This window comes from Promicromonospora sp. NPDC057138 (genome assembly GCF_042670845.1).
In the GTDB taxonomy this organism is placed as follows: Bacteria; Actinomycetota; Actinomycetes; order Actinomycetales; family Cellulomonadaceae; genus Promicromonospora.
Window position 1 is genome coordinate 54774 of record NZ_JBHUUX010000021.1, and the last position, 24881, is coordinate 79654.

24 protein-coding genes are annotated in these 24881 nt (G+C 71.1%); 20 read left to right on the forward strand and 4 right to left on the reverse strand.

Annotated features, from left to right (window positions below):
- Nucleotides 1-14: 14 nt before the first annotated feature.
- The 7 genes from ACFT2C_RS13965 (at nt 15) to rplQ (ending at nt 4084) form a co-directional block, all read left to right on the forward strand.
- Nucleotides 15-473: a hypothetical protein gene (locus tag ACFT2C_RS13965; RefSeq protein WP_377207659.1), complete on the forward strand. Its 459-nt coding sequence runs from the start codon at nt 15-17 to the stop codon at nt 471-473.
- Nucleotides 474-791: 318 nt separating this feature from the next.
- A complete protein-coding gene (infA, locus tag ACFT2C_RS13970; RefSeq protein ID WP_020016137.1) occupies nt 792-1013 on the forward strand; it encodes a translation initiation factor IF-1 in 222 nt (73 codons plus the stop codon).
- Nucleotides 1014-1141: 128 nt separating this feature from the next.
- On the forward strand, nt 1142-1255 hold the full coding sequence (rpmJ, locus tag ACFT2C_RS13975) for a 50S ribosomal protein L36 (protein WP_003956441.1): 114 nt from the start codon (nt 1142-1144) through the stop codon (nt 1253-1255).
- A gap of 183 nt (nt 1256-1438) precedes the next feature.
- Nucleotides 1439-1813: a 30S ribosomal protein S13 gene (rpsM, locus tag ACFT2C_RS13980; RefSeq protein ID WP_377207660.1), complete on the forward strand. Its 375-nt coding sequence runs from the start codon at nt 1439-1441 to the stop codon at nt 1811-1813.
- 75 nt (nt 1814-1888) lie between these two features.
- Nucleotides 1889-2293 carry a 30S ribosomal protein S11 gene (gene rpsK, locus ACFT2C_RS13985; RefSeq protein ID WP_020016139.1) on the forward strand — a complete coding sequence of 135 codons (405 nt, stop codon included), beginning with the start codon at nt 1889-1891 and terminating at the stop codon, nt 2291-2293.
- Between the two features lie 185 nt (nt 2294-2478).
- The gene (locus ACFT2C_RS13990; RefSeq protein WP_377207661.1) at nt 2479-3495 is read left to right on the forward strand and encodes a DNA-directed RNA polymerase subunit alpha; all 1017 of its coding nucleotides are present in this window, start codon (nt 2479-2481) and stop codon (nt 3493-3495) included.
- Nucleotides 3496-3550: 55 nt separating this feature from the next.
- The gene (gene rplQ / locus ACFT2C_RS13995; RefSeq protein ID WP_377207662.1) at nt 3551-4084 is read left to right on the forward strand and encodes a 50S ribosomal protein L17; all 534 of its coding nucleotides are present in this window, start codon (nt 3551-3553) and stop codon (nt 4082-4084) included.
- Nucleotides 4085-4180: 96 nt separating this feature from the next.
- On the opposite strand, the gene ACFT2C_RS14000 is transcribed toward rplQ, so the two are convergent.
- Entirely contained in the window at nt 4181-4942 is a 762-nt protein-coding gene (locus ACFT2C_RS14000; RefSeq protein WP_377207663.1) for an ROK family protein, read from the reverse strand.
- 39 nt (nt 4943-4981) lie between these two features.
- Here ACFT2C_RS14000 and truA point away from each other — a divergent pair, with 39 nt between their 5' ends.
- Nucleotides 4982-5899, forward strand: coding sequence for a tRNA pseudouridine(38-40) synthase TruA (truA, locus tag ACFT2C_RS14005; protein ID WP_377207664.1), 918 nt, complete (start codon nt 4982-4984; stop codon nt 5897-5899).
- On the opposite strand, the gene ACFT2C_RS14010 is transcribed toward truA, so the two are convergent.
- Nucleotides 5900-6325, reverse strand: coding sequence for a DUF5709 domain-containing protein (locus ACFT2C_RS14010; protein WP_377207665.1), 426 nt, complete (start codon nt 6323-6325; stop codon nt 5900-5902).
- Between the two features lie 283 nt (nt 6326-6608).
- Here ACFT2C_RS14010 and rplM point away from each other — a divergent pair, with 283 nt between their 5' ends.
- The 4 genes from rplM (at nt 6609) to ACFT2C_RS14030 (ending at nt 9999) form a co-directional block, all read left to right on the forward strand.
- Nucleotides 6609-7058 carry a 50S ribosomal protein L13 gene (gene rplM / locus ACFT2C_RS14015; RefSeq protein WP_129788499.1) on the forward strand — a complete coding sequence of 150 codons (450 nt, stop codon included), beginning with the start codon at nt 6609-6611 and terminating at the stop codon, nt 7056-7058.
- Between the two features lie 43 nt (nt 7059-7101).
- Entirely contained in the window at nt 7102-7587 is a 486-nt protein-coding gene (rpsI, locus tag ACFT2C_RS14020) for a 30S ribosomal protein S9 (protein ID WP_377207666.1), read from the forward strand.
- Nucleotides 7588-7729: 142 nt separating this feature from the next.
- Nucleotides 7730-9094: a phosphoglucosamine mutase gene (gene glmM / locus ACFT2C_RS14025; RefSeq protein WP_377207667.1), complete on the forward strand. Its 1365-nt coding sequence runs from the start codon at nt 7730-7732 to the stop codon at nt 9092-9094.
- A gap of 215 nt (nt 9095-9309) precedes the next feature.
- A complete protein-coding gene (locus tag ACFT2C_RS14030; RefSeq protein ID WP_377207668.1) occupies nt 9310-9999 on the forward strand; it encodes a DedA family protein in 690 nt (229 codons plus the stop codon).
- Between the two features lie 82 nt (nt 10000-10081).
- On the opposite strand, the gene coaA is transcribed toward ACFT2C_RS14030, so the two are convergent.
- A complete protein-coding gene (gene coaA, locus ACFT2C_RS14035) occupies nt 10082-11074 on the reverse strand; it encodes a type I pantothenate kinase (protein ID WP_377207669.1) in 993 nt (330 codons plus the stop codon).
- A 133-nt stretch (nt 11075-11207) separates the two neighbouring features.
- Here coaA and glmS point away from each other — a divergent pair, with 133 nt between their 5' ends.
- The 4 genes from glmS (at nt 11208) to ACFT2C_RS14055 (ending at nt 15228) form a co-directional block, all read left to right on the forward strand.
- Nucleotides 11208-13109, forward strand: coding sequence for a glutamine--fructose-6-phosphate transaminase (isomerizing) (gene glmS, locus ACFT2C_RS14040; RefSeq protein ID WP_377207670.1), 1902 nt, complete (start codon nt 11208-11210; stop codon nt 13107-13109).
- 270 nt (nt 13110-13379) lie between these two features.
- Complete coding sequence (locus ACFT2C_RS14045; protein ID WP_377207671.1) at nt 13380-13736, forward strand: pyrophosphatase; 357 nt, start codon at nt 13380-13382, stop codon at nt 13734-13736.
- 27 nt (nt 13737-13763) lie between these two features.
- On the forward strand, nt 13764-14591 hold the full coding sequence (locus tag ACFT2C_RS14050) for an alpha/beta fold hydrolase (protein ID WP_377207672.1): 828 nt from the start codon (nt 13764-13766) through the stop codon (nt 14589-14591).
- Between the two features lie 286 nt (nt 14592-14877).
- Nucleotides 14878-15228: a holo-ACP synthase gene (locus ACFT2C_RS14055; RefSeq protein ID WP_377207673.1), complete on the forward strand. Its 351-nt coding sequence runs from the start codon at nt 14878-14880 to the stop codon at nt 15226-15228.
- A gap of 165 nt (nt 15229-15393) precedes the next feature.
- On the opposite strand, the gene ACFT2C_RS14060 is transcribed toward ACFT2C_RS14055, so the two are convergent.
- Nucleotides 15394-16443, reverse strand: a complete 1050-nt coding sequence (locus ACFT2C_RS14060) for a TIGR03560 family F420-dependent LLM class oxidoreductase (protein WP_377207674.1) — start codon at nt 16441-16443, stop codon at nt 15394-15396.
- Between the two features lie 169 nt (nt 16444-16612).
- On the opposite strand from ACFT2C_RS14060, the gene ACFT2C_RS14065 reads away from it, so the two are divergent.
- The 4 genes from ACFT2C_RS14065 (at nt 16613) to ACFT2C_RS14080 (ending at nt 24713) form a co-directional block, all read left to right on the forward strand.
- Nucleotides 16613-18280, forward strand: a complete 1668-nt coding sequence (locus ACFT2C_RS14065; protein ID WP_377207675.1) for an NAD(P)H-hydrate epimerase — start codon at nt 16613-16615, stop codon at nt 18278-18280.
- A 32-nt stretch (nt 18281-18312) separates the two neighbouring features.
- Entirely contained in the window at nt 18313-18777 is a 465-nt protein-coding gene (locus tag ACFT2C_RS14070; RefSeq protein WP_377207676.1) for a hemerythrin domain-containing protein, read from the forward strand.
- 280 nt (nt 18778-19057) lie between these two features.
- Nucleotides 19058-21391, forward strand: a complete 2334-nt coding sequence (locus ACFT2C_RS14075; protein WP_377207677.1) for a LuxR C-terminal-related transcriptional regulator — start codon at nt 19058-19060, stop codon at nt 21389-21391.
- A gap of 319 nt (nt 21392-21710) precedes the next feature.
- Nucleotides 21711-24713, forward strand: a complete 3003-nt coding sequence (locus ACFT2C_RS14080; RefSeq protein WP_377207678.1) for a choice-of-anchor G family protein — start codon at nt 21711-21713, stop codon at nt 24711-24713.
- The last annotated feature ends 168 nt before the right edge of the window (nt 24714-24881 follow it).

The window sequence follows — 24881 nt, forward strand, 5'->3', positions numbered from 1 at the left end:
GCTACTATCACCCCGTGACCGACGAAGCGCACATCCCGCCCAGCACCACCGGAGCCCCGTCCGGTGCGGACGCCGGGCCGCACGGGGACACCACCTACGCGACGCCCGCGCACGCCGTGCCGGGGTCGGCGCGCGGTCCCTGGTACACGCGGATCCTGCCCGCCCTGGGCCGCGGCCTCAAGCGGCTCGGGCTCTGGCTCGCCGTCTGGTGCCGGCGCCTCGCCCCGAGCCCCTTCGTGTGGGTCGGCATCGTGCTCGGCTTCGGCACGTCGCTGCTCGTGTGGGAGTCGGTGCTGCTGCTCGGGATAGTGGTCTGGCTGCTCGGGGTGTGGCTCTGGGTGGCCCGCGGCAGCACGGTGCTCGTGGCGCTCGGCCTGGGCATCGTGCTCGGCTGGCTCCCCATGCTGTTCTTCTTCGTCAACAGCCTGCCGCACACCATGATCGGCCTCCCCGGGGTCGAGTACGACCTCTGAACCGGCCCCTTGCCAGCCTCTGACCAGCTCCGCGTGGTGAGGCTCACGGCCCGTGGCGCGCGCCGTCGTCCGCCTGCGCTTTGAATGCTTTACGAAGTGACGTAGGCTAGACCGCTGGGTGTAGTCCGTTCAACGCCTCCAGTTCTTGAGAGGGTGCCATCGGCGCCTGCCGGTCCCCGCGCGAGCGGGGCGCAGGCCGAGGCACACGAGGTAGGCGTACACGGACGCACACGACATCCACACCCGACTGTCGGCTTCGCGGGGCTCCCTGCGATGACGTGGGCGTGGAAGCAGTCACGACGAGAGTTAGCGGAGGATATGGCAAAGAAGGACGGTGTCATCGAGATCGAGGGCAGCGTGATCGAGGCTCTGCCGAACGCGATGTTCCGCGTGGAGCTGTCGAACGGTCACAAGGTTCTCGCGCACATCTCGGGCAAGATGCGTCAGCACTACATCCGGATCCTCCCCGAGGACCGCGTGGTGGTGGAGCTCAGCCCGTACGACCTGTCCCGCGGCCGGATCGTCTACCGCTACAAGTAGTCAGTCCCCGATCCGGGGCTATGTCACTCGAGGCCTGGCCGGAGGTGACGTCGCCGCATGATCGACCACCCACGACACTGCTGCGTGCGCCACGGGAGACCGGACGCGCGTCGCGGAGGAAAAATCCGATGAAGGTCAAGCCGAGCGTCAAGAAGATCTGCGACAAGTGCAAGGTGATTCGCCGGCACGGTCGCGTCATGGTGATCTGCGACAACCTGCGCCACAAGCAGCGCCAGGGCTGATCACCTCCCGGGCATCTGCCCGGGTCGGTGGCTGAGGCCACCACCAGCGCACCACCTCGAACCTCACCCAGCGGGCAACCGCGCGGGAGAGGGGAACCCTCGGTCCGGAGGCCGGGGCCCGCATGAATCGCGGGATGGCGGTGCGGCAGACCTCCGACGAGCAGTACAGGAGCCGGAAGGCACATGGCACGTCTTATCGGCGTCGACCTCCCCCGCGACAAGCGGCTTGAGGTTGCGCTCACTTACATCTTCGGTGTGGGTCGTACCCGCGCGAAGCAGACCCTGGCCGCAACGGGCATCAGCCCGGACGTCCGCGTGAAGGACCTCGGCGACGCCGAGCTCGTTGCGCTCCGCGACCACCTCGAGGGCAACTTCAAGCTCGAGGGTGACCTCCGCCGTGAGGTCGCGGCCGACATCCGCCGCAAGGTCGAGATCGGCACCTACCAGGGCATCCGCCACCGTCGCGGCCTGCCGGTGCGTGGTCAGCGCACAAAGACCAACGCGCGTACCCGCAAGGGTCCCAAGCGCACCGTCGCGGGCAAGAAGAAGGCCCGCTGATAGCAGTCCGTGGAGCGGTCGGCTCACCGAGCTGAGACCGCCCCGGTCCGATCAGACCAGGAGATTTCAAAACACATGCCTCCCAAGACTCGCGCCGCCGCCGGCCGCAAGCCGCGCCGTAAGGACAAGAAGAACGTCCCGCTCGGCCAGGCGCACATCAAGTCCACGTTCAACAACACGATCATCTCGATCACCGACCCGTCCGGCGCCGTGGTGTCGTGGGCCTCTGCCGGCCACGTCGGCTTCAAGGGCTCGCGTAAGTCCACCCCGTACGCCGCGCAGATGGCCGCCGAGTCGGCCGCTCGCCGCGCGCAGGAGCACGGCGTCAAGAAGGTCGACGTCTTCGTGAAGGGCCCGGGTTCCGGTCGCGAGACCGCCATCCGCTCGCTCCAGGCGACCGGCCTCGAGGTCGGCTCGATCCAGGACGTGACGCCTCAGGCGCACAACGGCTGCCGCCCCCCGAAGCGTCGCCGCGTTTGATATCCGCCGCGCCGCGGTGCGACTGCACGGCCTTCGGGCCGCGGGGTCGCACCGCGACCGCGACGTTCGCTCACCGTTCGCGGTGAGCACCTTCGCCCGGACGGTGACAGAGATCCGCCCGGGCCGCGAGAGATCGCATGCCGTGATGCGTCATATAGCGGACGCACACTGAAAGGACACCCACAGTGCTCATCGCACAGCGCCCCACGCTGACCGAAGAGGTCATCTCGGAGAGCCGTTCCCGCTTCTCCATCGAGCCGCTCGAGCCTGGCTTCGGCTACACGCTCGGCAACTCGATGCGTCGCACCCTGCTGTCGTCCATCCCGGGCGCGGCCGTCACGTCCATCCGCATCGACGGTGTGCTGCACGAGTTCAGCACCGTGTCGGGCGTGAAGGAAGACGTCACCGAGATCATCCTCAACATCAAGAACCTCGTCGTCTCCTCGGAGAACGACGAGCCCGTCGTGATGTACCTGCGCAAGCAGGGCGCCGGCACCGTGACCGCCGCGGACATCGTTCCGCCGGCGGGCGTCGAGGTACACAACCCCGACCTGCACATCGCCACCCTCAACGACAAGGGCAAGCTCGAGATCGAGCTGACCGTCGAGCGGGGCCGTGGGTACGTGTCCGCCGCGCAGAACAAGCAGTTCGACGCGGAGATCGGACGCATCCCGGTTGACTCGATCTACTCGCCGGTCCTCAAGGTCACGTACAAGGTCGAGGCCACCCGAGTCGAGCAGCGCACCGACTTCGACAAGCTCATCGTCGACGTCGAGACCAAGCAGGCGATCACGCCTCGCGACGCGCTCGCATCGGCTGGCAAGACCCTGGTCGAGCTGTTCGGCCTGGCACGTGAGCTGAACGTCGAGGCCGAGGGCATCGAGATCGGCCCGTCGCCGACGGACACCGCGCTGGCCGCGGACCTGGCGCTGCCGATCGAGGAGCTCAACCTCACCATCCGTTCGTACAACTGCCTCAAGCGCGAGGGCATCCACCAGGTGGGCGAGCTCGTGGCTCGCAGCGAGGCGGACCTGCTCGACATCCGCAACTTCGGTGCCAAGTCGATCACCGAGGTCAAGGAGAAGCTGGCCGAGCTCGGCCTCAGCCTCAAGGACTCGCCGCTGGACTTCGATCCGGCCGGCGCTTCGTACTTCGAGGGTGGCGACTCCGCGGCCTACAGCGGCGACGAGCAGTCGTACTGACGTCCCGCGTCCGGCCTAGGCCGGACGCGCGGAACCACTTCCAAGGAGACAAGTAATGCCTACCCCCACCAAGGGTCCGCGGCTCGGCGGTAGCCCGGCTCACGAGCGACTGATCCTCGCGAACCTGTCGACCTCCCTCTTCGAGCACGGCCGCATCACGACCACGGAGACCAAGGCCAAGCGCCTGCGTCCCCTGGCTGAGCGTCTGATCACGTTCGCGAAGAAGGGCGACCTGTCCGCCCGTCGCCGCGTCCTCACCGTCGTGCGTGACAAGGGCGTGGTGCACACGCTCTTCACCGAGATCGCTCCGGCCATGGCCGAGCGCAACGGTGGCTACACGCGCATCACCAAGATCGGCACCCGCAAGGGCGACAACGCGCCGATGGCGGTCATCGAGCTCATCACCGAGCCCGTGAGCCCCAAGCAGGCAGTCGTCAAGGAGGCCACCAAGGCCGCCGAGAAGGCCGCCCCCGCGGCCGAGGCGCCCGTCGAGGACGTCGTCGTCGAGGACGCCCCGGTCGAGGACGTCACCGACGCCCCGGTCGAGGACGCCACAGAGGAGACCCCGGAGGACAAGAAGGAGGCCTGAGCCTCTTTCTTCCCCCGCACGACGCCGGGCCGCACCTTCCGTACGGAGGGTGCGGCCCGGCGTCGTCGTCCCCACAACCCCGTGCCTGGTTGTGGGTCAGACGGCGGGCGGGAGGTCCCAGGCTCTCGCGCCGCCGACCAGAGCGGCCGAGTTCGGGACTATGACGACGTCGTCGCCCAGGCGGGCGAGGGCCGAGGGTGTGATGCACCGCGAGTTGCCGCCGCCGATGTAGAGGCGGTCCCAGAGGAAGACGGGCCGCAGCCCGTCGACCACGGTGACCACCCGGCGGGACCACAGCCCGTCGCCGAGCCGACGCCGTTCGGGCTCGCCGATGTACTGGTCGTACGTGAGGCTGCGGCGCACCGGGGCGCGCGACCACTCCAGGTGCGGAGCTATGCGCCCGCCGTGGAACATCGCCGTCCCCAGGCCGGTCCCGAGCGTGATCACCAGCTCGAGGCCCGACGCCGCGACCACTCCGGCGCCGTGCACCTCGGCGTCGTTCAGGACGAGCGCCGGCAGGCCGAGGGCCCGGCTGACCGCCGCGCGCATGTCGAAGTTGCGCCACGCGTCCGCCAGCGCGGGAACCACGCGCGAACGCGGGCCGGACCGGGTGATGTAGTGCGGCGTGTGTACCACGACGCCGCTGCGGATCATGCCGGGAAGCCCGACGGTCACCCGTGCGGCCGCGGGCAGGTCGGTGGCGATCTTCGCGATCGTGTCGACGAGCAGCTCGGGCGGCAGCGGGTAGGGGGTCGGCACGCGGACCGGCGACGCGTGGGCGGTGCCGGAGCGGTCGAGGACGGCCGCCTTGATCCCGCCGCCACCACAGTCCACAGCGAGCGTGAGGGTGTCTGCCATGACGTCACTGTACGAACCCTGGCGAGAGAATCGGAGAAGATGGCTGCCGTGAACGAATTCATCAGGGTCCGTCTCGACCTCGCGTACGACGGAACGGACTTCGCCGGCTGGGCGCGCCAGCCCGGGCTGCGCACCGTGGAGGGCACCCTCGAGGACGGCCTCGCGCGGCTTCTGCGCAGCGAGCTGAGGGGCAGTCCGACGCCCCGCTTCACAGTCGCCGGGCGCACCGACTCGGGCGTCCACGCGCGGGGACAGGTGGCGCACGTCGACATCGAGGCAGGCGCCTGGGCCAGGCTCCCGGGTCGTTCCGCGGGTTCCGGCCGCGCCCCGGAGGAGGCCCTGGTGGCCCGCCTGGCCAGCGTGCTCCCCACCGACGTCGTCGTGCGCAGTGCCGTGCAGGCACCGCCCGGCTTCGACGCGCGCTTCTCCGCCCTGCGCCGTCGCTACACCTACCGGATCGCCGACGCGTCGGCCCTCCGCGACCCCCTGCGCCGCAGGCACGTCCTGTGGACCCGCAAGCCGCTCGACGTCGCCGCGATGGACGACGCCGTCCGCCCGCTCACGGGCGTGCGCGACTTCGCCTCGTACTGCAAGCCCCGGCCCGGGGCGACGACCATCCGCGAGCTGCAGCGCATCGCCTGGGTGAGGCCCGCCGCCGGGCCCGACGCGGGGCTCGCGGTCGGGCACGTCGTCGCCGACGCGTTCTGCCACAACATGGTGCGTGCGCTCGTCGGCGCGTCGATAGCGGTCGGGGAGGGGCGCCGGCCCCCGAGCTGGCCCGCGGAGCTCCTGGCGAGCAAGCGCCGGGACGCCGGCGTCTTCGTCGTGCCGCCGGAGGGGCTGTGCCTGGAGGAGATCACGTTCCCGCCGGACGCCGAGCTCGCGGCCCGCGCCGACGCCGTCCGGGCCAAGCGCATGGACGAGGACCTCTGGGACGACACGGCGGCGCCGAGGTAGTCAGGGCTCGTCCACCCAGTGGACTGCGGCCTCCTCGGCGCTCGCCCCCGCGCCGTCGATGCCCGCGTCCATGCCGTACAGGTCGTTCTCGCGGTTGCCGTCCTCGCGGGCGTAGCTGCCGGGGTCCGCGTCGGGGTCGGAGACGAGCCGTCCCGCGCGCGACGTGTCGGCGCGGTCGAGCGGGTCGGTCTCCCAGAGGTCCGGCTCCTCCTCCTTGAGGCGCTGGTCCATCGGCTCGCCGTGCCGCTCCTCCCACGAGGTCTCGCCCCAGTGGTTCTTGCGGGGGCGGTCGGGCGGGGAGTAGCCCTCGTCGAGGAAGTCCTTCGTGCCCCGGCTGTAGAGGGAGTCCTCGGACGAGAGCTGGTCGGAATCGCCCTCGGCGATGCCGTCCGGTCCGGGCATGGTGGCTGGGGTCTCCTCGGTCATGTTCCTACCGTGGCACCAGTTCGGCGCGGACGCCAGAGGCCGGACGTGTCGAACCTCATGCCCACGAACTCGCGCCGATGACCCGCTTCGCTTTGACCCCCGGGGAAGGCGCCAGGTACTCTAATGAGTCGTTGTGCTTTGTCACGACGTCCTGCGTCAACACCGAGCCCACTCGCGTGCCGACGAACGGCCCGGACGTCACTCTGACCCCCGCGCACAACGACCTGACTCTTCGGGCGCTGCTTCTCGCCCGACGACACCGAAAACGAAAAGGTTACGAACCGTGCGTACGTACACCCCCAAGCCCGGCGACGTCCAGCGCGACTGGTACGTCATCGACGCGACCGACGTCGTCCTGGGCCGCCTGGCAAGCCAGGTCGCCACACTGCTGCGCGGGAAGCACAAGCCGACTTTCGCCCCGCACGTCGACGGTGGTGACTTCGTCATCATCATCAACGCGGACAAGGTCGCGCTGAGCGGCAACAAGCGTGAGACCAAGATGGCCTACCGCCACTCGGGTTACCCGGGCGGCCTCACTGCCACCCCGTACGGCGAGTTCCTGGACACCAAGCCGGAGCGCGCCATCGAGAAGGCCGTGCGCGGCATGATCCCCAAGACCTCGCTCGGTCGGACGCAGATGACCCACCTGAAGGTCTACGCAGGCTCTGAGCACCCGCACACGGCGCAGCAGGCCAAGCCGTTCGAGATCACCCAGGTTTCGCAGCAGGCCTGAGGCCGCTGCCGGATCGCAACGCGAAGGACGCGAGGACATCACAGTGGCCGAGACCACCGTCGACATCGAGCAGGGCGCAGAGACGCCCAGCAACTACACCACCGAGACTGCTGCGCCGGCAACGCGCGGTTCGTCCATCACCGCCCCGGCTCAGGCCCTCGGGCGCCGCAAGGAGGCCGTGGCGCGCGTGCGCCTCGTCCCCGGCACCGGCACCTGGAAGATCAACGGCCGCACCCTCGAGGAGTACTTCCCGAACAAGGTGCACCAGCAGCTGGTGAACTCGCCGCTGCAGCTGGTCGAGGTCGAGGGCCGCTTCGACGTCATCGCCCGCATCACGGGTGGCGGCACGTCGGGCCAGGCCGGCGCCCTGCGGCTGGGCATCGCCCGTGCGCTGAACGAGATCGACGAGGACGCCAACCGCGCCGAGCTCAAGAAGGCCGGCTTCCTCCGCCGCGACGACCGCAAGGTCGAGCGCAAGAAGGCCGGTCTGAAGAAGGCCCGCAAGGCTCCGCAGTACAGCAAGCGCTGATCCAGCGCTTGGCTGGTGGCCCCGCCGAACAGTCTCGACACTGTTCGGCGGGGCCATCTGTATTTGTGCGCGGCAGACAGCGCAGTAGCCGAGTTGCCGGACGCCGCTACGGTGGAGCTCCGGACGATCGAGGAGAAGCGGTATGGGCAGGCTGTTCGGCACCGACGGGGTTCGGGGTCTCGCCAACAAGGACATCACGGCAGAGCTGGCGCTGGAGCTGGGCGCTGCAGCCGCGCGGGTACTGACGGCGCAGGGTGAGCTGTTGGGCCCGCGGCCGCGGGCCGTCGTCGGGCGGGACACGCGCGCCTCGGGCGAGTTCCTCGCGGGCGCCGTCGCCGCGGGACTCGCGTCGGCGGGCGTCGACGTGGTGATGCTCAACGTGCTGCCCACGCCCGCGCTGGCGTACCTGGTGACGGAGCTGGAGGCCGACCTCGGCGTCATGGTCTCCGCCTCGCACAACCCGATGCCGGACAACGGCATCAAGTTCTTCGCCCGCGGCGGGCTCAAGCTCGACGACGCCGTCGAGGACGCCATCCAGGCCACGCTCGGCGACGACTGGGAGCGCCCCACGGGCGCCGGCGTCGGGCGCATCCGCACGGACGGCCAGGCCGCCGCCGAGCGCTACGTGCGGCACCTGACCGACAGCGTCGGCACCACCCCCGACCACCGGCCCCTCGAGGGCCTGCGGATCGCCCTGGACTGCGCCAACGGCGCAGCGAGCGAGGTGGGCCCTGAGGCGCTGCGTGCCGCCGGCGCGGACGTCGTGGTGATGAACGCCAGCCCGGACGGCCGGAACATCAACGAGAAGTGCGGCTCCAACCATCCGGAGCAGCTCCAGGCCGTCGTCGTGGCCTCCGAGGCGGACTTCGGCGTGGCGTTCGACGGCGACGCCGACCGCTGCCTGGCCGTCGACCACACGGGCGCCATCGTGGACGGCGACCAGATCCTCGGGATCCTCGCCACCGCGCTCAAGGAGGAGGGCCGCCTGCCGGGCGACACCCTCGTGGTGACGGTGATGAGCAACCTCGGCCTGATCCTCGCCATGCGGGAGCGCGGGATCACTACGGTGCAGACCGCCGTCGGCGACCGATACGTGCTGGGGGAGATGCGCGCCCACGGCTTCGGCCTGGGCGGCGAGCAGTCCGGCCACATCATCCTGGCCGACCACGCCACTACCGGTGACGGCGTCCTGTCGGCGCTGCACCTCGCCGCGCGGGTCAAGGCGTCGGGCAAGCGACTGGGTGATCTTGCGGGTGAGATCAAGCGGCTGCCGCAGACCCTCGTCAACGTGCCGGGCGTGGACAAGTCCCGCGCCGGTACCGACGAAGGCGTCCAGACGGCCGTGGCCGACGCGACAGCACGCCTGGGGGACACCGGCCGGGTGCTGCTGCGCCAGTCCGGCACGGAGCCGCTGGTACGGGTCATGGTCGAGGCACCGGCGCAGGACGAGGCGGACAAGGTGGCCGAGGACCTGGCCGCCGTCGTGCGGGAGCGGCTGGCGCTGTAGCGGGCGCGGGGCCGCGCCGGCGGCGTCGAGGCGGCGGGCGTGAACGCCCCGTGAATCCTTGGGAAGCGGGGTTCTACCAGGGGTACCCCTGATGCGTTTCAGGGGCACCCCTTGCGTAGGCTGGCTGCAGGCACTATGAGGTGCCGTCCCCAGCCACCCGGGCGCCGTCCTGAACCTGTCGACGGGCAGTTCCCGGCCGAGACTTTCGAGGTCCCGTGCTCGATCTGATTTCCACAGTACTGAGCGCCACCGAGGCGTGGATCCTCGCGATGGCTGCCTCGCCGTGGATCTACCCGGCGATGTTCGCGTTCGCGACCATCGACGGTTTCTTCCCGCCGCTGCCGAGCGAGTCCGTGGTGATCACTCTCGCCGTCTCCGCGTACAGCACGGGCACGCCGTGGATGTGGCTCGTGCTGGTGGCGGCGGCAGCGGGTGCCTGGGTGGGCGACCAGATCGCGTACCAGATCGGGAAGATGATCGGCACCGACCGCGTGCCGTTCCTGCAGTCGCAGCGTGGACGCCGGGCGGTGGACTGGGCGGAGCGTGCGCTGGCCCGCCGTGGAGCCTCGTTCATCCTGGCGGCGCGCTACATCCCGATCGGCCGCGTGGCCGTCAACATGACGGCGGGCGCCGTCGGCTATCCCCGGCGCCGGTTCATGTTCATCGCCGCGATCGCGGCGACGATGTGGGCGCTCTACTCGGCGGGGATCGGCCTCGTCGCCGCGCAGTGGCTCGGCCACTCGCCCCTGCTGGCGATAGTGATCGGAGTCGTGCTGGGTGTCGCCATGGGCTTCATCGTCGACAAGGTGGTCGGCTGGTTCTCGCACCGGCAGCTCGACGACGAGCCGGAGTCCTCGGCCGACGAGCCCGACCAGAAGGTCACGGTCCCGCCGTCGGACCGCTGAGTGCTGTGAGCGTGACCGTTGCGCCTACGCGTCCGTCATCGGCGCAACGATCACGCTCACAACCAAGTCCGGGCTTGCCAGGTCAGAGCTTGCGGAGGCGGACCCGCTGCACCGCGTGGTCCGAGCCCTTCGTGAGCACCAGGGTCGCCCGGCCCCGCGTGGGCAGGATGTTCCGCTCGAGGTTGGGCGCGTTGATCGACTCCCAGATCTTGAGGGCCCGCTCGGTCGCCTCCTCGTCGGAGAGCGAGGCGAACCGCCGGAAGTAGGAGTCCGGCTTGGTGAACGCGGTGCGGCGCAGCTCGAGGAACCGGTCGACATACCACTGCCGGATGTTCCGCGTGCGGGCGTCGACGTAGATCGAGAAGTCGAAGAAGTCGCTCACCGCCACCGTCGACTCGTCGACGGAGGACGGCCGGGCCGGCTGCAGCACGTTCAGGCCCTCGACGATGAGCACGTCGGGCTTGCGGACCACCACCTCCTCGCCCGGCACGATGTCGTAGATGACGTGCGAGTACACGGGCGCGCGGACCTCGGCCTGCCCCGCCTTGATGCGGGACAGGAACCGGATCAGGGCGCGCCGGTCGTACGACTCGGGGAAGCCCTTCCGCTCCATCAGACCCCGCCGTTCCAGCTCGGCGTTCGGGTAGAGGAAGCCGTCGGTGGTGATGAGCTCGACGCGCGGCGTCTCGGGCCAGCGGGCGAGCATCTCGCGCAGGACGCGCGCCGTCGTCGACTTCCCGACGGCGACGGAACCCGCCACCCCGATGACGTACGGGGTGCGGGGCGGATCCTCGTGCAGGAAGGTGGACGTCGCGTCGTGCAGGCCACCGGTGGCCTGCACGTACAGGTTGAGCAGGCGCGACAGGGGGCGATAGATCGCGTCGACCTCGGCCAGGTCGATCGGGTCGCCGAGTCCCCGCAGGCGCTCGACGTCCTCGTCGGTCAGCGGCAGCGGTGTGGACGCCGACAGGCGGCTCCAGGCCGCGCGGTCGAGATCCACATAGGGCGAGGACGGGGCGAGGGCGAGCAGGTGCTCGCCGAGGTCCGTCGTCGGATGGGAAACCACCTGCAGCATTGTGCCCCACCTAGCGCGGGGAATCGCTACCCGTCGTGGTTCGGCCGCCCGTGGCCGGCCGTGGCGGGCGGCACAACCGCTCTGTGAGCCCGGTCATGCGGGGCGAACGAGAACCCTCGTTAGACTCGCCCGCATGTGCGGGATTGTGGGTTACACGGGAACTGCAGCGACTACGGCGGACGGAAACGCCTCGGGTGCCGTCGCGCCGTCGGGCAGGCCCCTCGACGTCATCATCGAGGGTCTGCGGCGCCTGGAGTACCGCGGGTACGACTCGGCCGGGGTCGCGCTCGTCGCGCCCGGGCTGGACGGCGTGGCCTGGGCCAAGAAGTCGGGCAAGCTGGCCAACCTGATCGAGGTTCTCGACCATGACCCGCTGCTCGCCGCCACCGCGGCGATCGGGCACACGCGCTGGGCCACGCACGGCGGCCCCACGGACGCGAACGCCCACCCGCACCTGGCCGACGGCGACCGGCTCGCCGTGATCCACAACGGGATCGTCGAGAACTTCGCGCAGCTCAAGGCCGAGCTGCTGGCGGACGGCGTGACGTTCCGCTCCGAGACCGACACCGAGGTGGCCGCGCAGCTCGTCGCCAAGGCGTACCGCGAGACGGGGAACCTGACGGAGGCCATGACGGCCGCCGCCGGCCGCCTGCACGGCACGTTCACGCTGCTCGCCGTGCACGCCGACGCGCCGGAGACCGTGGTGGGCGCCCGGCACGACTCCCCGCTCGTGGTGGGGCTCGGCGAGGGCGAGAACTTCCTCGGCTCCGACGTCGCGGCGTTCATCGCGCACACCAAGGAGGCCCTGGAGCTGGGCCAGGACCAGGTCGTGACCATCACGCCGACGTCCGTGGCCGTGACCGACTTCGACGGCAAGCCCGCCGAGGCCAAGCGCTACACCGTGGACTGGGATGCGGCCGCCGCCGAGAAGGGTGGCTTCGCTTCCTTCATGGACAAGGAGATCCACGACCAGCCGCAGGCCGTCGCCGACACGCTGCTCGGCCGCACGGACGCCTCCGGCGCGCTCGTGCTGGACGACCTGCGCATCGACGAGTCAGTGCTGCGCGCGGTGAACAAGATCATCGTCGTCGCCTGCGGCACCGCCGCCTATGCCGGGCACGTGGCCAAGTACGCGATCGAGCACTGGTGCCGCATCCCCGTCGAGGTCGAGCTGGCGCACGAGTTCCGCTACCGCGACCCGATCGTCGACGAGCGCACCCTGGTGGTGGCCGTGACGCAGTCCGGCGAGACCATGGACACCCTGATGGCCGTGCGGCACGCGCGCGAGCAGGGCGCCAAGGTGATCTCGATCGTCAACACCCACGGCTCCACGATCCCGCGCGAGTCCGACGCCGTGCTGTACACGCACGCGGGCCCCGAGATCGCCGTCGCCTCCACCAAGGCGTTCCTCGCGCAGATCACGGCCGCCTACGTGCTGGGCCTGTATCTGGCGCAGCTGCGCGGCAACAAGTTCCCCGACGAGATCGGCGCGCTGCTCGACGAGCTGCGCGACATGCCGCGCAAGATCCAGACCGTCATCGAGCGCGGCGAGTACGTGCGCGCGACCGCCCGGTCCATGGAGAAGTCCGACAAGGTGCTGTTCCTGGGGCGGCACGTCGGGTTCCCCGTGGCCCTGGAGGGCGCGCTCAAGCTCAAGGAGCTCGCGTACATCCACGCGGAGGGCTTCGCCGCCGGCGAGCTCAAGCACGGGCCGATCGCCCTGATCGACGAGGGCCAGCCCGTGTTCGTCGTGGTGCCCTCGCCGCGCGGGCGAGACTCCCTGCACTCCAAGGTCGTCTCCAACATCCAGGAGATCCGCGCCCGCGGCGCGCGCACGCTCGTGATCGCCGAGGACGGCGACGACGAGGTGGCCAAGTACGCCGACGAGATCTTCTGGATCCCGCAGGCGCCGACGCTGCTCCAGCCTTTGCTCGCGGTGGTGCCGCTGCAGATCTTCGCGATGGCGCTCGCGACCGCGAAGGGCCTGGACGTGGACCAGCCGCGCAACCTCGCCAAGTCCGTGACGGTGGAGTAGCCGGTCGTTGATCGTGGTCCGGCCGTCGAGCCGCAAGGTACTCGTCCAGGGGCCGCCGAGCCGCAAGATACTCGTCCATCCGGGTTCGGATCGACGGGTTTGCGACGGTTCGACGCCTGGATCCACGCGTTGGATTCGGGTCGACGCCGGTCGTGGAGCCAGTTGGGTGGGTAACGTGCGGTTGGGGGCGGCGGCGTGGACGCGCAGCTTGCGGTTCGGCGTTCTGTCGCCGGGCATGGCGAGCGTCCGAGGTGTGGCACGCTCGGCGGCGTGGACCTCGAGAACCTCTCCGACGAAGTCGAGATCATCAGCCGCGTCTACGCGCGGGTGCACGGTCTGGAGCGCACCGACGACTGGCTCGTGCTGAAGCTCCACGAGGAGGTCGGCGAGCTCACCCAGGCGTTCCTCAACCTGTCCGGCCGCTCGCGGGACAGAGGCCTGTCCGACGACGAGACGCGCGACGCGTTCCGCGGCGAGGTCGCGGACGCCCTGGCGCAGCTGCTGCTCGTGGCCCGGCGGTTCGACGTCGATCTGACGGAGGAGCTGGAGCGCAAGTGGTTCCGCTGGCGGCACCTGGTCCAGCCGGAGGACACCGCAGGCATCCGGGATGTCGGTGACCCCGTCTAGCCTGTGGGCCTGACGAGAGGAGTACGCATGGCGTACGTGGAGGTCGACGGGGTTCAGGTGCACTACGTGGAGCACGGGCCGGCTGGTCCCGGGGTGACCACGGCGGTCATGGTCCATGGGTTTCCCGTGGACCACCGCCTCACGACCAGTGCGTTCGAGCCGGTCTTCGCGGACCGGCCGGGCTGGCGTCGCGTCTACGTCGACCTGCCGGGCATGGGCCGGACGGCGGCGCCCGGCGTGGGGAGCACCGACGACGTCTTCCGGATCCTGCGGGGAGCTGTCGAGGCGCTGGTGCCCGAGGGCGCGTACGTCGTCGTCGGGCAGTCGTACGGCGGGTACATGGCGCGTGGGCTCGCCGCCGCCGACCCGGAACGGGTCGCGGGCCTGGCCACCGTCGTGATGCTGGTCGAGCCGCGCCACGAGCTGCGACAGCTTCCGGTGCGCCGGGTGCTGGTTCGCGACCCGGAGCTGGCCGAGCGGGTCGGGGTCGAGGCGCTCGAGGCGGAGGAGGTCCTCGTGGTGCAGACCGAGGAGACCTGGGAGCGGGCACGCCAGGAGGTGGACCCCGGGCTCGCCGCGGCCGACCCGGTGGTGACCGCGCGGATCGAGGCGAGCTACGCGGGTACCTTCCCCGTCGAGCCTGCCGCGTTCGAGAAGCCGGTGCTGATCCTCGTCGGGCGCCAGGACTCGATGACGGGCTACCGCGACGCGTGGGGCCTCGTCGAGCACTACCCGCGGGCGACGTTCGCCGTGCTGGACCGGGCCGGGCACGCCCTGAACATCGAGCAGCCCGCGCTGTTCGGGGCACTCGTGCGCGAGTGGCTGGACCGGGTCGAGGAGGCGCAGCAGGCCTGAATAGGGGGTGGGGGTCAGCTCGCCACGGCGACGAACACGAGCAGCGTGACGATCGCCGCGATCACGACGCCGAACACGACGACCATGATGACGGGGAAGGGGAGCTTGTCGTCGTCCTCGGTCATGGCGGCCTCCTACATGTGAAAGGTGGCGCTCTGCCGGTACGATGCAGGCGCCACCTTTACCTCTGCATTACTAGATCAGGATGCCGCAAACCGGGCATGATGCGCAAGGCCGGAGCCTGTGGGAGACCGAAGAAGATCGGCGGCGACCGTAGGCTGAGCCCATGATCATCGGGACGGGCATCGACGTGGTCGACGTGGACCGGTTCATGGAGACCCTCGAGCGCACTCCCCGACTCCGCGAGAAGCTGTTCACGGAGGCCGAGCGCGACCTGCCGCCGTCGTCTCTCGCCGCGCGGTTCGCCGCGAAGGAGGCCATCGCCAAGTCGCTCGGCGCTCCGGGGAACCTGCGCTGGCACGACGTCACGGTGCACCGCACGATAGGCGGCCCGCCCCGCATCGACGCGAGCGGCACCGTTGCCGCCCGCGCCGCCGAGCTCGGCGTGCGCACCTGGCACATCACCATCTCGCACGACGCGGGCATCGCATCAGCCATGGTGATCGCGGAGGGGTGACCTTCCTGTGTCCGGGGCCGGCACAGAAGACGCCTGCGCGAACTGGGCCGACGAGGCGCCTCCAGACGGCGGCTCACCTGTTTCGTCCCTTGACGTTCGCGCAGGCGTCTTCCGTGCCACCCCCTCGGCGACGGGCGCACCCCTGGGCCGCTGGGGTGCTCGGGTCTACTGGAGGTGCGGGATTACCTGCTTTTCGAAGAGCTCGAGGCCCGACTGGTCGTAGGCCGCCTCCTGGAAGTACGTGATCGCGTACTCCAGGCCGCGGGCGCGCATGTCCTGCAGCCGCTCGACGATCTGCTCGGGCGTCCCGGTCAGGAGCCCGTTGCGCCAGGTGTGGATCTCGTGCTCGGCCTTCTCGGGGGCCCACTTGCGCAGGTGCGCCTCGATCCAGGCCAGGCGGTCCGCGACGTCGGCCTCGGTCTCGCCGATCACCACGTTGTAGTCGGCGGACCGGGTGATCTCTCCGAAGTCCCGGCCCACGTCCTTGCAGTGCGCCTCCAGCACGCGCGACTTGTGCGCGAAGCCCTCCGGCGAACCGTCGAAGTTGGTGTACTGGGCGTGCTGCGCGGCGATGCGCAGCGTCTTCTTCTCGCCGCCGCCCGCGACCCACAGGGGGATGGACGGCACCTCGGTGCCGCCGTCGCCCACCGGGAGCTGCTGCAGCGGCTGCGGGTAGCAGAGCGCGCCGTCGACCTGGTACTGCTTGCCCTCGAACGTGCCAGAGGACCCGGTGCGCCACATGTTCGCCATGATCTGCACGCCCTCGTCGAGCGCGCGCAGACGCTCGCCCGCGGACGGGAAACCGTGGCCGTAGGCGCGCCACTCGTGCTCGTACCAGCCTGCGCCGATGCCCATCTCGACACGGCCGCCCGAGACCGTGTCGACGGTCGAGGCGATCTTGGCCAGGTGTGCCGGGTTGCGGTACGCCATGCAGGTGCACATCTGGCCCAGGCGGATGCGCTGGGTGGCCGCCGCGAACGCCGCCATCAGGGTCCACGCCTCGTGCGTGGCCTCGGTGGTGACCTGCGGGACGGTGTGGAAGTGGTCGTAGACCCATGCTGAGGTCCACGCGAATTCGCCGCCCGGGATGGCCTCGCCTGCTGCCTGGTTCTCCGCGCGGTGCACAAGGGACAGCATGGATGCCCACTGGTCGGCGGGCGCGATGTCGACCAGGTCGAGGCGCCAGCCCTGCGGGATGAAGAGTCCGAATCGCATGGCCCGACCCTATGCCGACCGGGTTCCCGGCGGGAGGGGCCGTCCACGATGGCTGATTTTGTACCTCGGACGGCGGTGGACGCGGCACTATAGGGCTGTGAAAGACGCGTGGAGTTCCGACGAGGTGCGAAAGGCCGAAGAGCCGCTGATCGCAGCCGGTGAGCCGCTGATGGCCAGAGCGGCATACGCGCTGGCCCAGGCGGTGCTCCGGGAGGTGGCGGCTCGTCGTGCCGACGGCGGCCCGGGCCGGCCGGCGCGTCCGAGCGGCGTCCGGCTGCGTGGCAGCCTCGGATCGGACGGGCTCCCCGGAACAGCCAGGGCCAAGTCCGGCCGCAGCGCGGGCGCCCGCGGCGACGTGCGCGGCGCCCGCGCCCTGCTGCTCGTCGGCCCCGGCAACAACGGCGGCGACACCCTGTTCGCCGGCGCGCACCTCGTGCGGCGCGGCATGACGGTCACCGCCGTACTCGCGTCGACCCGCGCGCACGAGGAGGGCCTCGACGCGTTCCAGGCTGCGGGCGGGCACGTGGTGACGCTCGCCGACATCCGGGTGCCGTCCGTGGTCCGGTCCGCCCTCGACTCCGACGTCGTGCTGGACGGGCTGGTCGGCGTCGGCGCGCGGGGAGCCCTGCGGCCGCCCGCGGGCGGCCTGGTGCGCACGCTCGCCGAGGCCCGCGAGACCGCGGGGAAGCTGTGGCCGTACACGGTCGCCGTCGACATCCCGAGCGGCATCGGCGTGGACGACGGCGTGGTGCCCGGTCCGGTCCTGCGCGCGGACCGCACGGTGACGTTCGGCGCCCTCAAGCCCGGCCTGCTCCTGCCGCCCGCCGCACACCTCGCCGGAGAGGTCGAGCTGGTCGACGTCGGCTTCCCCACCGCCTCGGACCGGAGCTCGGCCGCGGCGCGACGCGCAGCCCTGGGCCGGCACGCGATGGGCGCCACGGACACGGCGTCGGGCCGCGTGCTGCGGATGGAGCCCGCCGACATCGCCGCTCTGTGGCCCGCCCCCAGCGCCCACGACCACAAGTACACGCGGGGCGTGGTGGGCGTGATCGCGGGGACGAGCACCTACCCGGGCGCCGCGGTGCTCGCGACGTCGGGCGCCGTGCTGGCCGGCCCCGGCATGGTGCGCTACCTGGGGCCCGAGGCGGTCGGCACGCGCGTCCTGCTGGCCCGTCCCGAGGTGGTCGTGGCGGGCGGACGGGTGCAGTCCTGGGTGCTGGGTCCCGGCGTCCCCGGCCTCGGCCCCGAGGACGGGCCGGACGACGACGGCCAGGCCCGCCGGATCTTCGGGGCGCTCGCCGCCGTGACCGGCGTGCTGTCGGAGGACGTGACCGGCGGCAAGATGCCGGCGGTCATCGACGCGGGGGCGCTCACGATGCTGGAGCACCGGCTCCCGGCCTGGGCGGTCCTGACCCCGCACGCCGGCGAGCTGGCCGAGCTGCTGCAGGGGTTCGGGCACGATGTCGACCGGGCGGCGGTCGAGGCGCGACCGCTGCACTGGGTACGGACCGCGCACCAGGCGACCGGCGCCACGGTGCTGCTCAAGGGCGCGATCACGGTGGTCGCCGGACCGGGCGACGCCTACGCGCAGGCGGACGCGCCGGCCTGGACCGCCACCGCCGGCTCGGGCGACGTCCTCGCGGGCATCCTGGGGGCGCTGCTCGCCGGCCGCTCCGCCGACGTCGTCGAGGACCAGACCCTCGCGGCCCGCCTCGCGGCGGCCGCGGTGCTGGTGCACGGCCGGGCCGCGGCGCGGGCGTCCGCGGGCGGCCCGGTGGCCGCGCTGGAGATCGCCCAGGCGGTGCCCGCCGTGGTCGCGGAGCTCCTGCGCGCCTGACGTCCGCGCCGATGCGGGCTAGGGTGGCGGCGATGAGTCAACGTGTCGTCGCCTGGGGTCAGGAGCTGCGTGAGGTCCACAAGCGGCTGCGGGAGGCCCTCGGGCTCGCCCGGTCCGCGGTCCAGGACGGCGCGTCCGGGCCGACGGCGGTGCGGGACCTGCAGCTCTACTGCATCGGCTTCTGCGCGGCGCTGACCGGCCACCACCGCGCCGAGGACGCCACGCTGTTCGACGTCGTGCTCGCGGCCGAGCCGGACCTCGCACTCGTGATCGCCGACCTGAAGCGGGACCACTCCATGCTGGACCAGCTGCTGGGCGAGCTGGAGCGTGGCGCGAGGTCGGGCGCGGACCGGGACGAGCTGCTGCGGCACCTCGACGGCATCGAGGCCGTCATGGAGACACACTTCCGGTTCGAGGAGAAGAAGCTCGTCGGCGTGCTCGACGAGGCGGACCGTCCCGAGGCCGACAAGCAGAAGATGCTCGGCCCGCTGGCCTGATCCAGCCTGCGTGAAATGGGCATTCCGGAATTATTTCCGGGGTGCTTCAGTTTCTCGCGCCTGTCCGAGATGGGGCGGGTGCTGCCGTAATTTCCCGTACCACAGTCTCGATCTGCACGATTCATGTCCTGCCATAGACTCCTGAGGCGCTGCTCATCAATATCCATGTAAGTGGCGAATTGGGGTTTGCGTGCCATCAAGTTACGGGCCTTCCGTGGCCGTTCCTTCGGCAGTTCCGGAGGTACGAACGAGCCAGGCGGGCAGCAGGGGGAGGGACCGCATGGTCCACGGGCGTGATCGAGAGCTGCGAGTCATCGGGCACTTCGCGACCGACCTGGACCCGACGGTCCTGGTCGTGCGCGGGCTGAGCGGGATCGGCAAGACCGCAACGGTGCTGCAGGCGCTGAAGCAGGTCGGCGCGGGATCGTCGGCAGTCCGGGTGGTCCGGCCGTGCTCGCCGCGCCCTTCGGCGCACGACCTGGACAACAGCCGGCGCATCGACCTGGCGGCCTGGTCGGTGCCGGACGACCCGGAGCACGACTTCGACTTCGACGCCGCGGGGTTCCTGCGGGCGGTCTCGGCGTGGGCCGGCGACGGCGCCTCCGGACCGCGCGTCCTCTTCGTCGACGACGTCGGGGTGCTGACCCCGGCACGCGCGCGCTGGCTCCAGCGCCTGGCGGACGAGGCGTACGGGCAGGACTGGCGGGTGATCGCCGCCGTGCACAGCATCGCCGTCGAACCGCTCTCCGACGACGTCGAGGTGCTCGAGCTCGGTCCGCTCGACCGGAACTCCCTGCGCCGCGTGCTCGACATGGAGCTGAGCGCCCCGGTGGCCGCCGACGTCGTCGAGCACCTGCGCTGGTGGAGCGCCGGCAACCCCCGCCTTGCCCTCGAGCTCGCGGGCTCGCTGAGCACGGCCGAGCTGCGCGGGGACGCCTCCTGGGCGGGGCCCGACGCCGTCGGCTCGGCGGCCCGGCGGGCCTACCGCGCGATGCTGGCCGGGCTCGACCCGGCGACGATGACCGCGCTCGCGGCCGCGCCCCTGGGCGGTGCCTCCCCGGCCCGCCGGGACGGGCGCACGACGGTGCGGCACCCGCTGCTGGCCCTGCTGTGCCGCGAGGCGCGAGGCGCCGACGGGCCTGCAGACCGCGAGCACCCCGCCGTGGACCTGGACGTGGCCGGCCTTCGCGCTGCGGCGGGCATCCTCGACGGGCTCCACCTGGACGAGCTGCCGGCGCGCGCCTGGGCGGTGGTCGCAGCGACACCGGACCCACGCCTCGCCGCGCGCGCCGTCGGCGTCTCGCTGATGACCGGCCGCGCCTGGATGGACCACGTGGACGGCCCGCTGGTGCCGGACGGGGTCGGCCCGGAGTGGACCGACCACCTCTGGTGGCGGGACCCGGCGGCCGTCGGCGCGGAGGCTCGCGCCGCGGGCGGGCGCGTCGCCGCGACGCTGCTGCGCCTGGAGGGCTCCGGCGAACTGCCCCACCCTGGCGCGCTGCGGGCCGACCTGCGCCTCCTCGGGCCGACGCCCGGCCAGGACTGGGTAGGCGTCGACCTCCGGGTGCGGGCACTGCTGATGCTGGGCGACGTGGTCGGCGCGCGCGGCCTCCTCGCCGACCACTCCGGCGCGACGTCGGAGCGCACCGTGGCGGAGATCGTGGCGCGCGACCTCGCGGCGGCCCGGGTCGCCTCGTTCGACGGGCGGGCCGTCGACGTCCGGGCGCACCTCGCGCACGCGGCCGAGCTGCGGCCCTCGGTCGACGAGTGGCTGCCGGCGCGCGGCATGCGCGCCGCGGCGGACGCGGTCGTCGACGGGACCGTCCCGGCGAGCACGATGCCGGCGCAGGCGGGCAGCTGGTCGGCGCGGGTGCTCGGCGAGTACGCCGCCGACCTGGGTGCCGCGCACCTCGTCGTCGGGCAGGCGGAAGGGGCGGTCGCGCTGCTGACCATCGCGCTCGAGCACTGCGCCTGGCCGTACCGCGGGCGCGTGCAGGTGCGGTGCGACCTGGTGGAGGCCGTGCTGGCGTCGACGTCGCCGGGCAAGGTGGGCCCGCGGGCGCAGCGGCTGCTCGAACCGCCGGTCGCGCCCGAGGAGCGCACCGCCCCGGACGTCGCGGCGGCCCACTCCCGGCTCGGCGCCCTGCTGGCCGACGACGGCACGCCGTCGGCCGCGTTCGAGGCGGCGCTGCACGCGCCGCAGGCCCCGATGTCGCCGTGGCAGCGCGTGCGCATGCTGGTCGCGTACGGCCGGTACGCGGTGACGCGCGGCGGCCGCGCGACGGGCAACGCGATGCTCGACGAGGCCCGGACGCTGGTGCGCCTGGCCGGGATGGCCGGGTGGCTGCGCGGGATCGACACGTTCCTCGCCGAGGCCGACGCGACCGGCGGCGCCGACCCCGAGTGGGAGGTGCTCGGCGGTCACGAGCGAGAGATGGTCCGGCTCGCGGTGCACGGCGCGACGAACTCGCAGATCGCCCAGGCGACCTTCGTGTCCGAGCGGACGGTCGTGAACCGGCTGCGCCAGGCGTACGCGACGCTGGGCATCCGGGACCGGAGGGACCTGGTCCGGCTCGCCGAGACGCGTCCACCGGCCTGGCTCGTCAGCAGCTGACCTGTCGCCGGAACGCAGAATTTTCACCCGCAATTGGCGCTACTTTTCACCCGGCATTTCGGACGACCTTCACTTCTCTCCGCCCACGTGCGTGGGGCTGCCTTTGTCGCGCTCCTGACCACCCCGAACGCACGGTGACTTGCGTTGCGTTGCGTCAACGCACGATTACCGCCCTGCCTGGCAGGTCCCTGAGAACCACTGTTCGCTGAAGCCCGGGCACCGGTGTGTTCTACGCCACCGCCCCCAACCGATCCGGACGTGATCACGTACCGATCCGGACGCTTTTTCTTGAAGCGTGAATATGGAGGAGTGAGTTCTCTTGAACCGAACGCAAGTACCGTCCCGACGCCGGAGGGGAAGCGTCCCGTGGCGCCGGTCCCTGGCGACGGCCGCGGCAACAGCAGTGGTGGTCACGGCCACCGGACTGCCGGCGGTCGCAGTGGACAACTACCCGGACGAGCCGTCGGAGGCCGCTGCGAGCGTCCTCGACTCGACGCTCTTCCAGGAGGCGCTGCTCGCAGGTGCCTACTCGGAGGCTGGCTCGGAGTCGAACCCCGGGCCGAACGAGGGCAACCTCAATGTCGAGCTGCTCGGCTCGGAGCTCGTCAAGATCGGCGACGTCGAGGTTCCCCTCGACCAGATCATGGACTTCGGTCAGCTCGGTGCGCTGGCCAGCAAGAGCGAGGCGTCGTCCCCGGTCGACGCGTACGCGGTCTCCGGCCTGGCCGGCGCGGACGGCGGCGTGACCCTGGACGGAGCGACCGAGGACTTCGGCAAGGCGACCGTGGACGTCCTGTCCGCCGCACGCCTGCTGGGCGTCGACGGCCTGACCGACCAGATCGTCGACCAGCTCCTGCTCGAGGCAGGCGCGGGCGCGGCCGAGGCCAAGGCCGAGAACGGCGTCATCCTGGACCAGGACGGCGTGGGTGGCCTCGGCCAGTACCGCGTGGGCGACCTGGACCTGTCCATGCACTCCCCGGTCATCGAGAACGCTGCCTCGTCGATCTACGACATCGGCGGCACCATCGACACGACCGTCGAGGACCTCGTCAACGAGAACCTCGACGACAGCGCATTGACTGGCCTGTTCGACGCGGTCCCGGGTGTTCCGACGCCCTCGATCACCGTGGACAGCAACATGCAGGAGAACCTGTTCCAGTCCGTCGTGGGCGAGCCGATCACCTCGGCGAACCAGCTCATCACCATCGACCTGTCGACCGGTGAGCTGCAGATCCACCTCGACAAGCTGGTGGACAACCCCGACGAGACCGAGGGCGGGCTCAACGAGCTGCCCCCGAACTACGAGCTCATCGACGACACGACCTACCCGCTGATCGCGGAGACCGTGCACGAGCTGATGCAGGAAGTCACGCGCGTCCTCATCGGTGCGATCGAGGACTCGCTGAACTCCGTCACGGTGAACATCGCCTTCTACGAGGAGGGCGCCCTGGGCACCCTCGACGTGTCGTGGTCGCTCCCGCTGGCGGACGCCGTGAACGGCGACTTCCCCGAGGCCGTCAACAACAGCACGGGCACCCTGGCGCCGGTCGCCACGGTCCTGGTCAGCACCATCAACACGGTCGGCCCGGCGCTCGCGCCGATCCTGGCCCCGGTGTACGACCTGCTGATCAGCGACGAGGGTGACAACATCTTCGAGCTGCTGATCAACGACATCAAGACGGACTCCATCACGGCGCCGATCCGCGAGATGCTCTCGCCGGTCTTCGACGTGCTGGCGCAGGTCCTGTCGATCCAGATCAACCACCAGGTCACCGAGACCTCCGTGTCCCCGACCTCCACCGCGGCCGAGGCCGCTGAGGTCGTCACCTCGCTCGACCTGTCGGCGCTGAGCATCGCCCTGCTGCCGGCCAACGAGGTCGCGCGGATCAACCTGGGCAACGCCGCCGTGCGCATCTCGCCGGACGGCGACGGCCCGGGCGGGATCACCCCGTCGCTGACGGTCAGCCCCGAGTCGGTCGCTCCCGGTCAGTCGACCGTCGCGACGGGCGAGGGCTACACCCCGGACTCAACGGCCACCGTTCAGCTGGAGGACCCCGAGGGCAACCCCGTGGGTGACGCCATCCAGGTCGAGACGGACGCGGACGGCTCGTTCACGACGCCGGTTCCGGTTCCGGCCGACGCCGAGCTGGGCGACTACTCGGTAGTGGGCACCGACGACACGACGGGCGAGGCCGCCGAGGCTCCGCTGGCCGTGGTCGCCGGCTCCGACATCTGCGCCATGGACCCGACCCTGACGGTCGAGCCCGGCTCTGCCTACCCGGGCGACACCGTCTCGGTCGTGGGCCAGGGCTTCCCTGCCGGCGTCCCGGTCGTCGTGCAGCTGCGCGACGCCGAGGGCAACGCGGTCGGCGAGCCGATCACGGTCACCCCGGACGCGGCCTGCGGCTTCATCACGGAGCTGATCGTCCCCGAGGACGCCGAGCCTGGCGACCACGTGGTCGGGGCCGTGCCCTCGGACGGCAGCGAGGGTGCCGAGGCACCGCTCGAGATCCTCGACCCGGGCACCAACCCCCCGGCCGAGTGCACCGACCCGACCATCACCGCCGACCCGATCTCGGTCGAGGCCGGCGACGAGGTCACGATCACCGGTACGGGCTTCCCGGCCGGCGCGACGGTCACCGTGCAGCTCCTCGACACCGAGGGCAACAAGATCGGTGACCCCGTCACCGTGACGGTGGGCGAGGACTGCGGGTTCACCACCCCGATCACCGTTCCCGAGGGCACCCCGCCGGGCGTCATCATCGTGGACGCTCAGCCGGATGATGGCAGCGAGGGCGCGCAGACGCCGATCGTCGTCACCGAGGGCTTCAGCGGTAGCGAGCGGGACCTGACGGCGAGCTTCGAGAAGCCGACCGTCGAGCAGGGTGGGGAGCAGACCTTCTTCGCCTCCGGCTTCGACGCCGGTGAGTCGGTCGAGGCCTTCATCAACTCGACCGGCATTGCGCTGGGGACCCAGGAGGCCGACGCGGACGGCAACGTCGCGTGGACCTTCACGGTCGAGGAGAGCCTCGAGGTCGGTCGCCACCAGGGTGTCGCCGTCAGCACGGTCGAGGGCGACTCGGCCTCGGCCACCTTCGACGTCATCGCGGGCGCCGGTTTCGCCGGTGACGACGACGGTGACGACCCGGGTGCGGGTGCCGGTGACGGTCTCGCCAGCACGGGTGCGAACGTGACGGCTCTGATCGCCGCCATGGTGCTGCTCCTCGGCGCCGGTGCGGTCATGATCAAGCGTCGCCGCGAGATCAGCCAGGCCTTCGCCACCGCGATGGGCCGGTTCTCGGACGACAAGCCTGTTGTCTGATGAGCTGAGTCTCTGACGCAGCAAGCAAGTGTCTGACGCAGAACGACCGGCCCGGTGCGACGTCGTCGCACCCGGGCCGTCCGGTGGGGGAAGGGGCCCCACGAGGGCCGGTATGAATGGTATAAGGGGGGGTCGTGCCAGAACAGTAGTCGCGAACGGGGGGGGTTC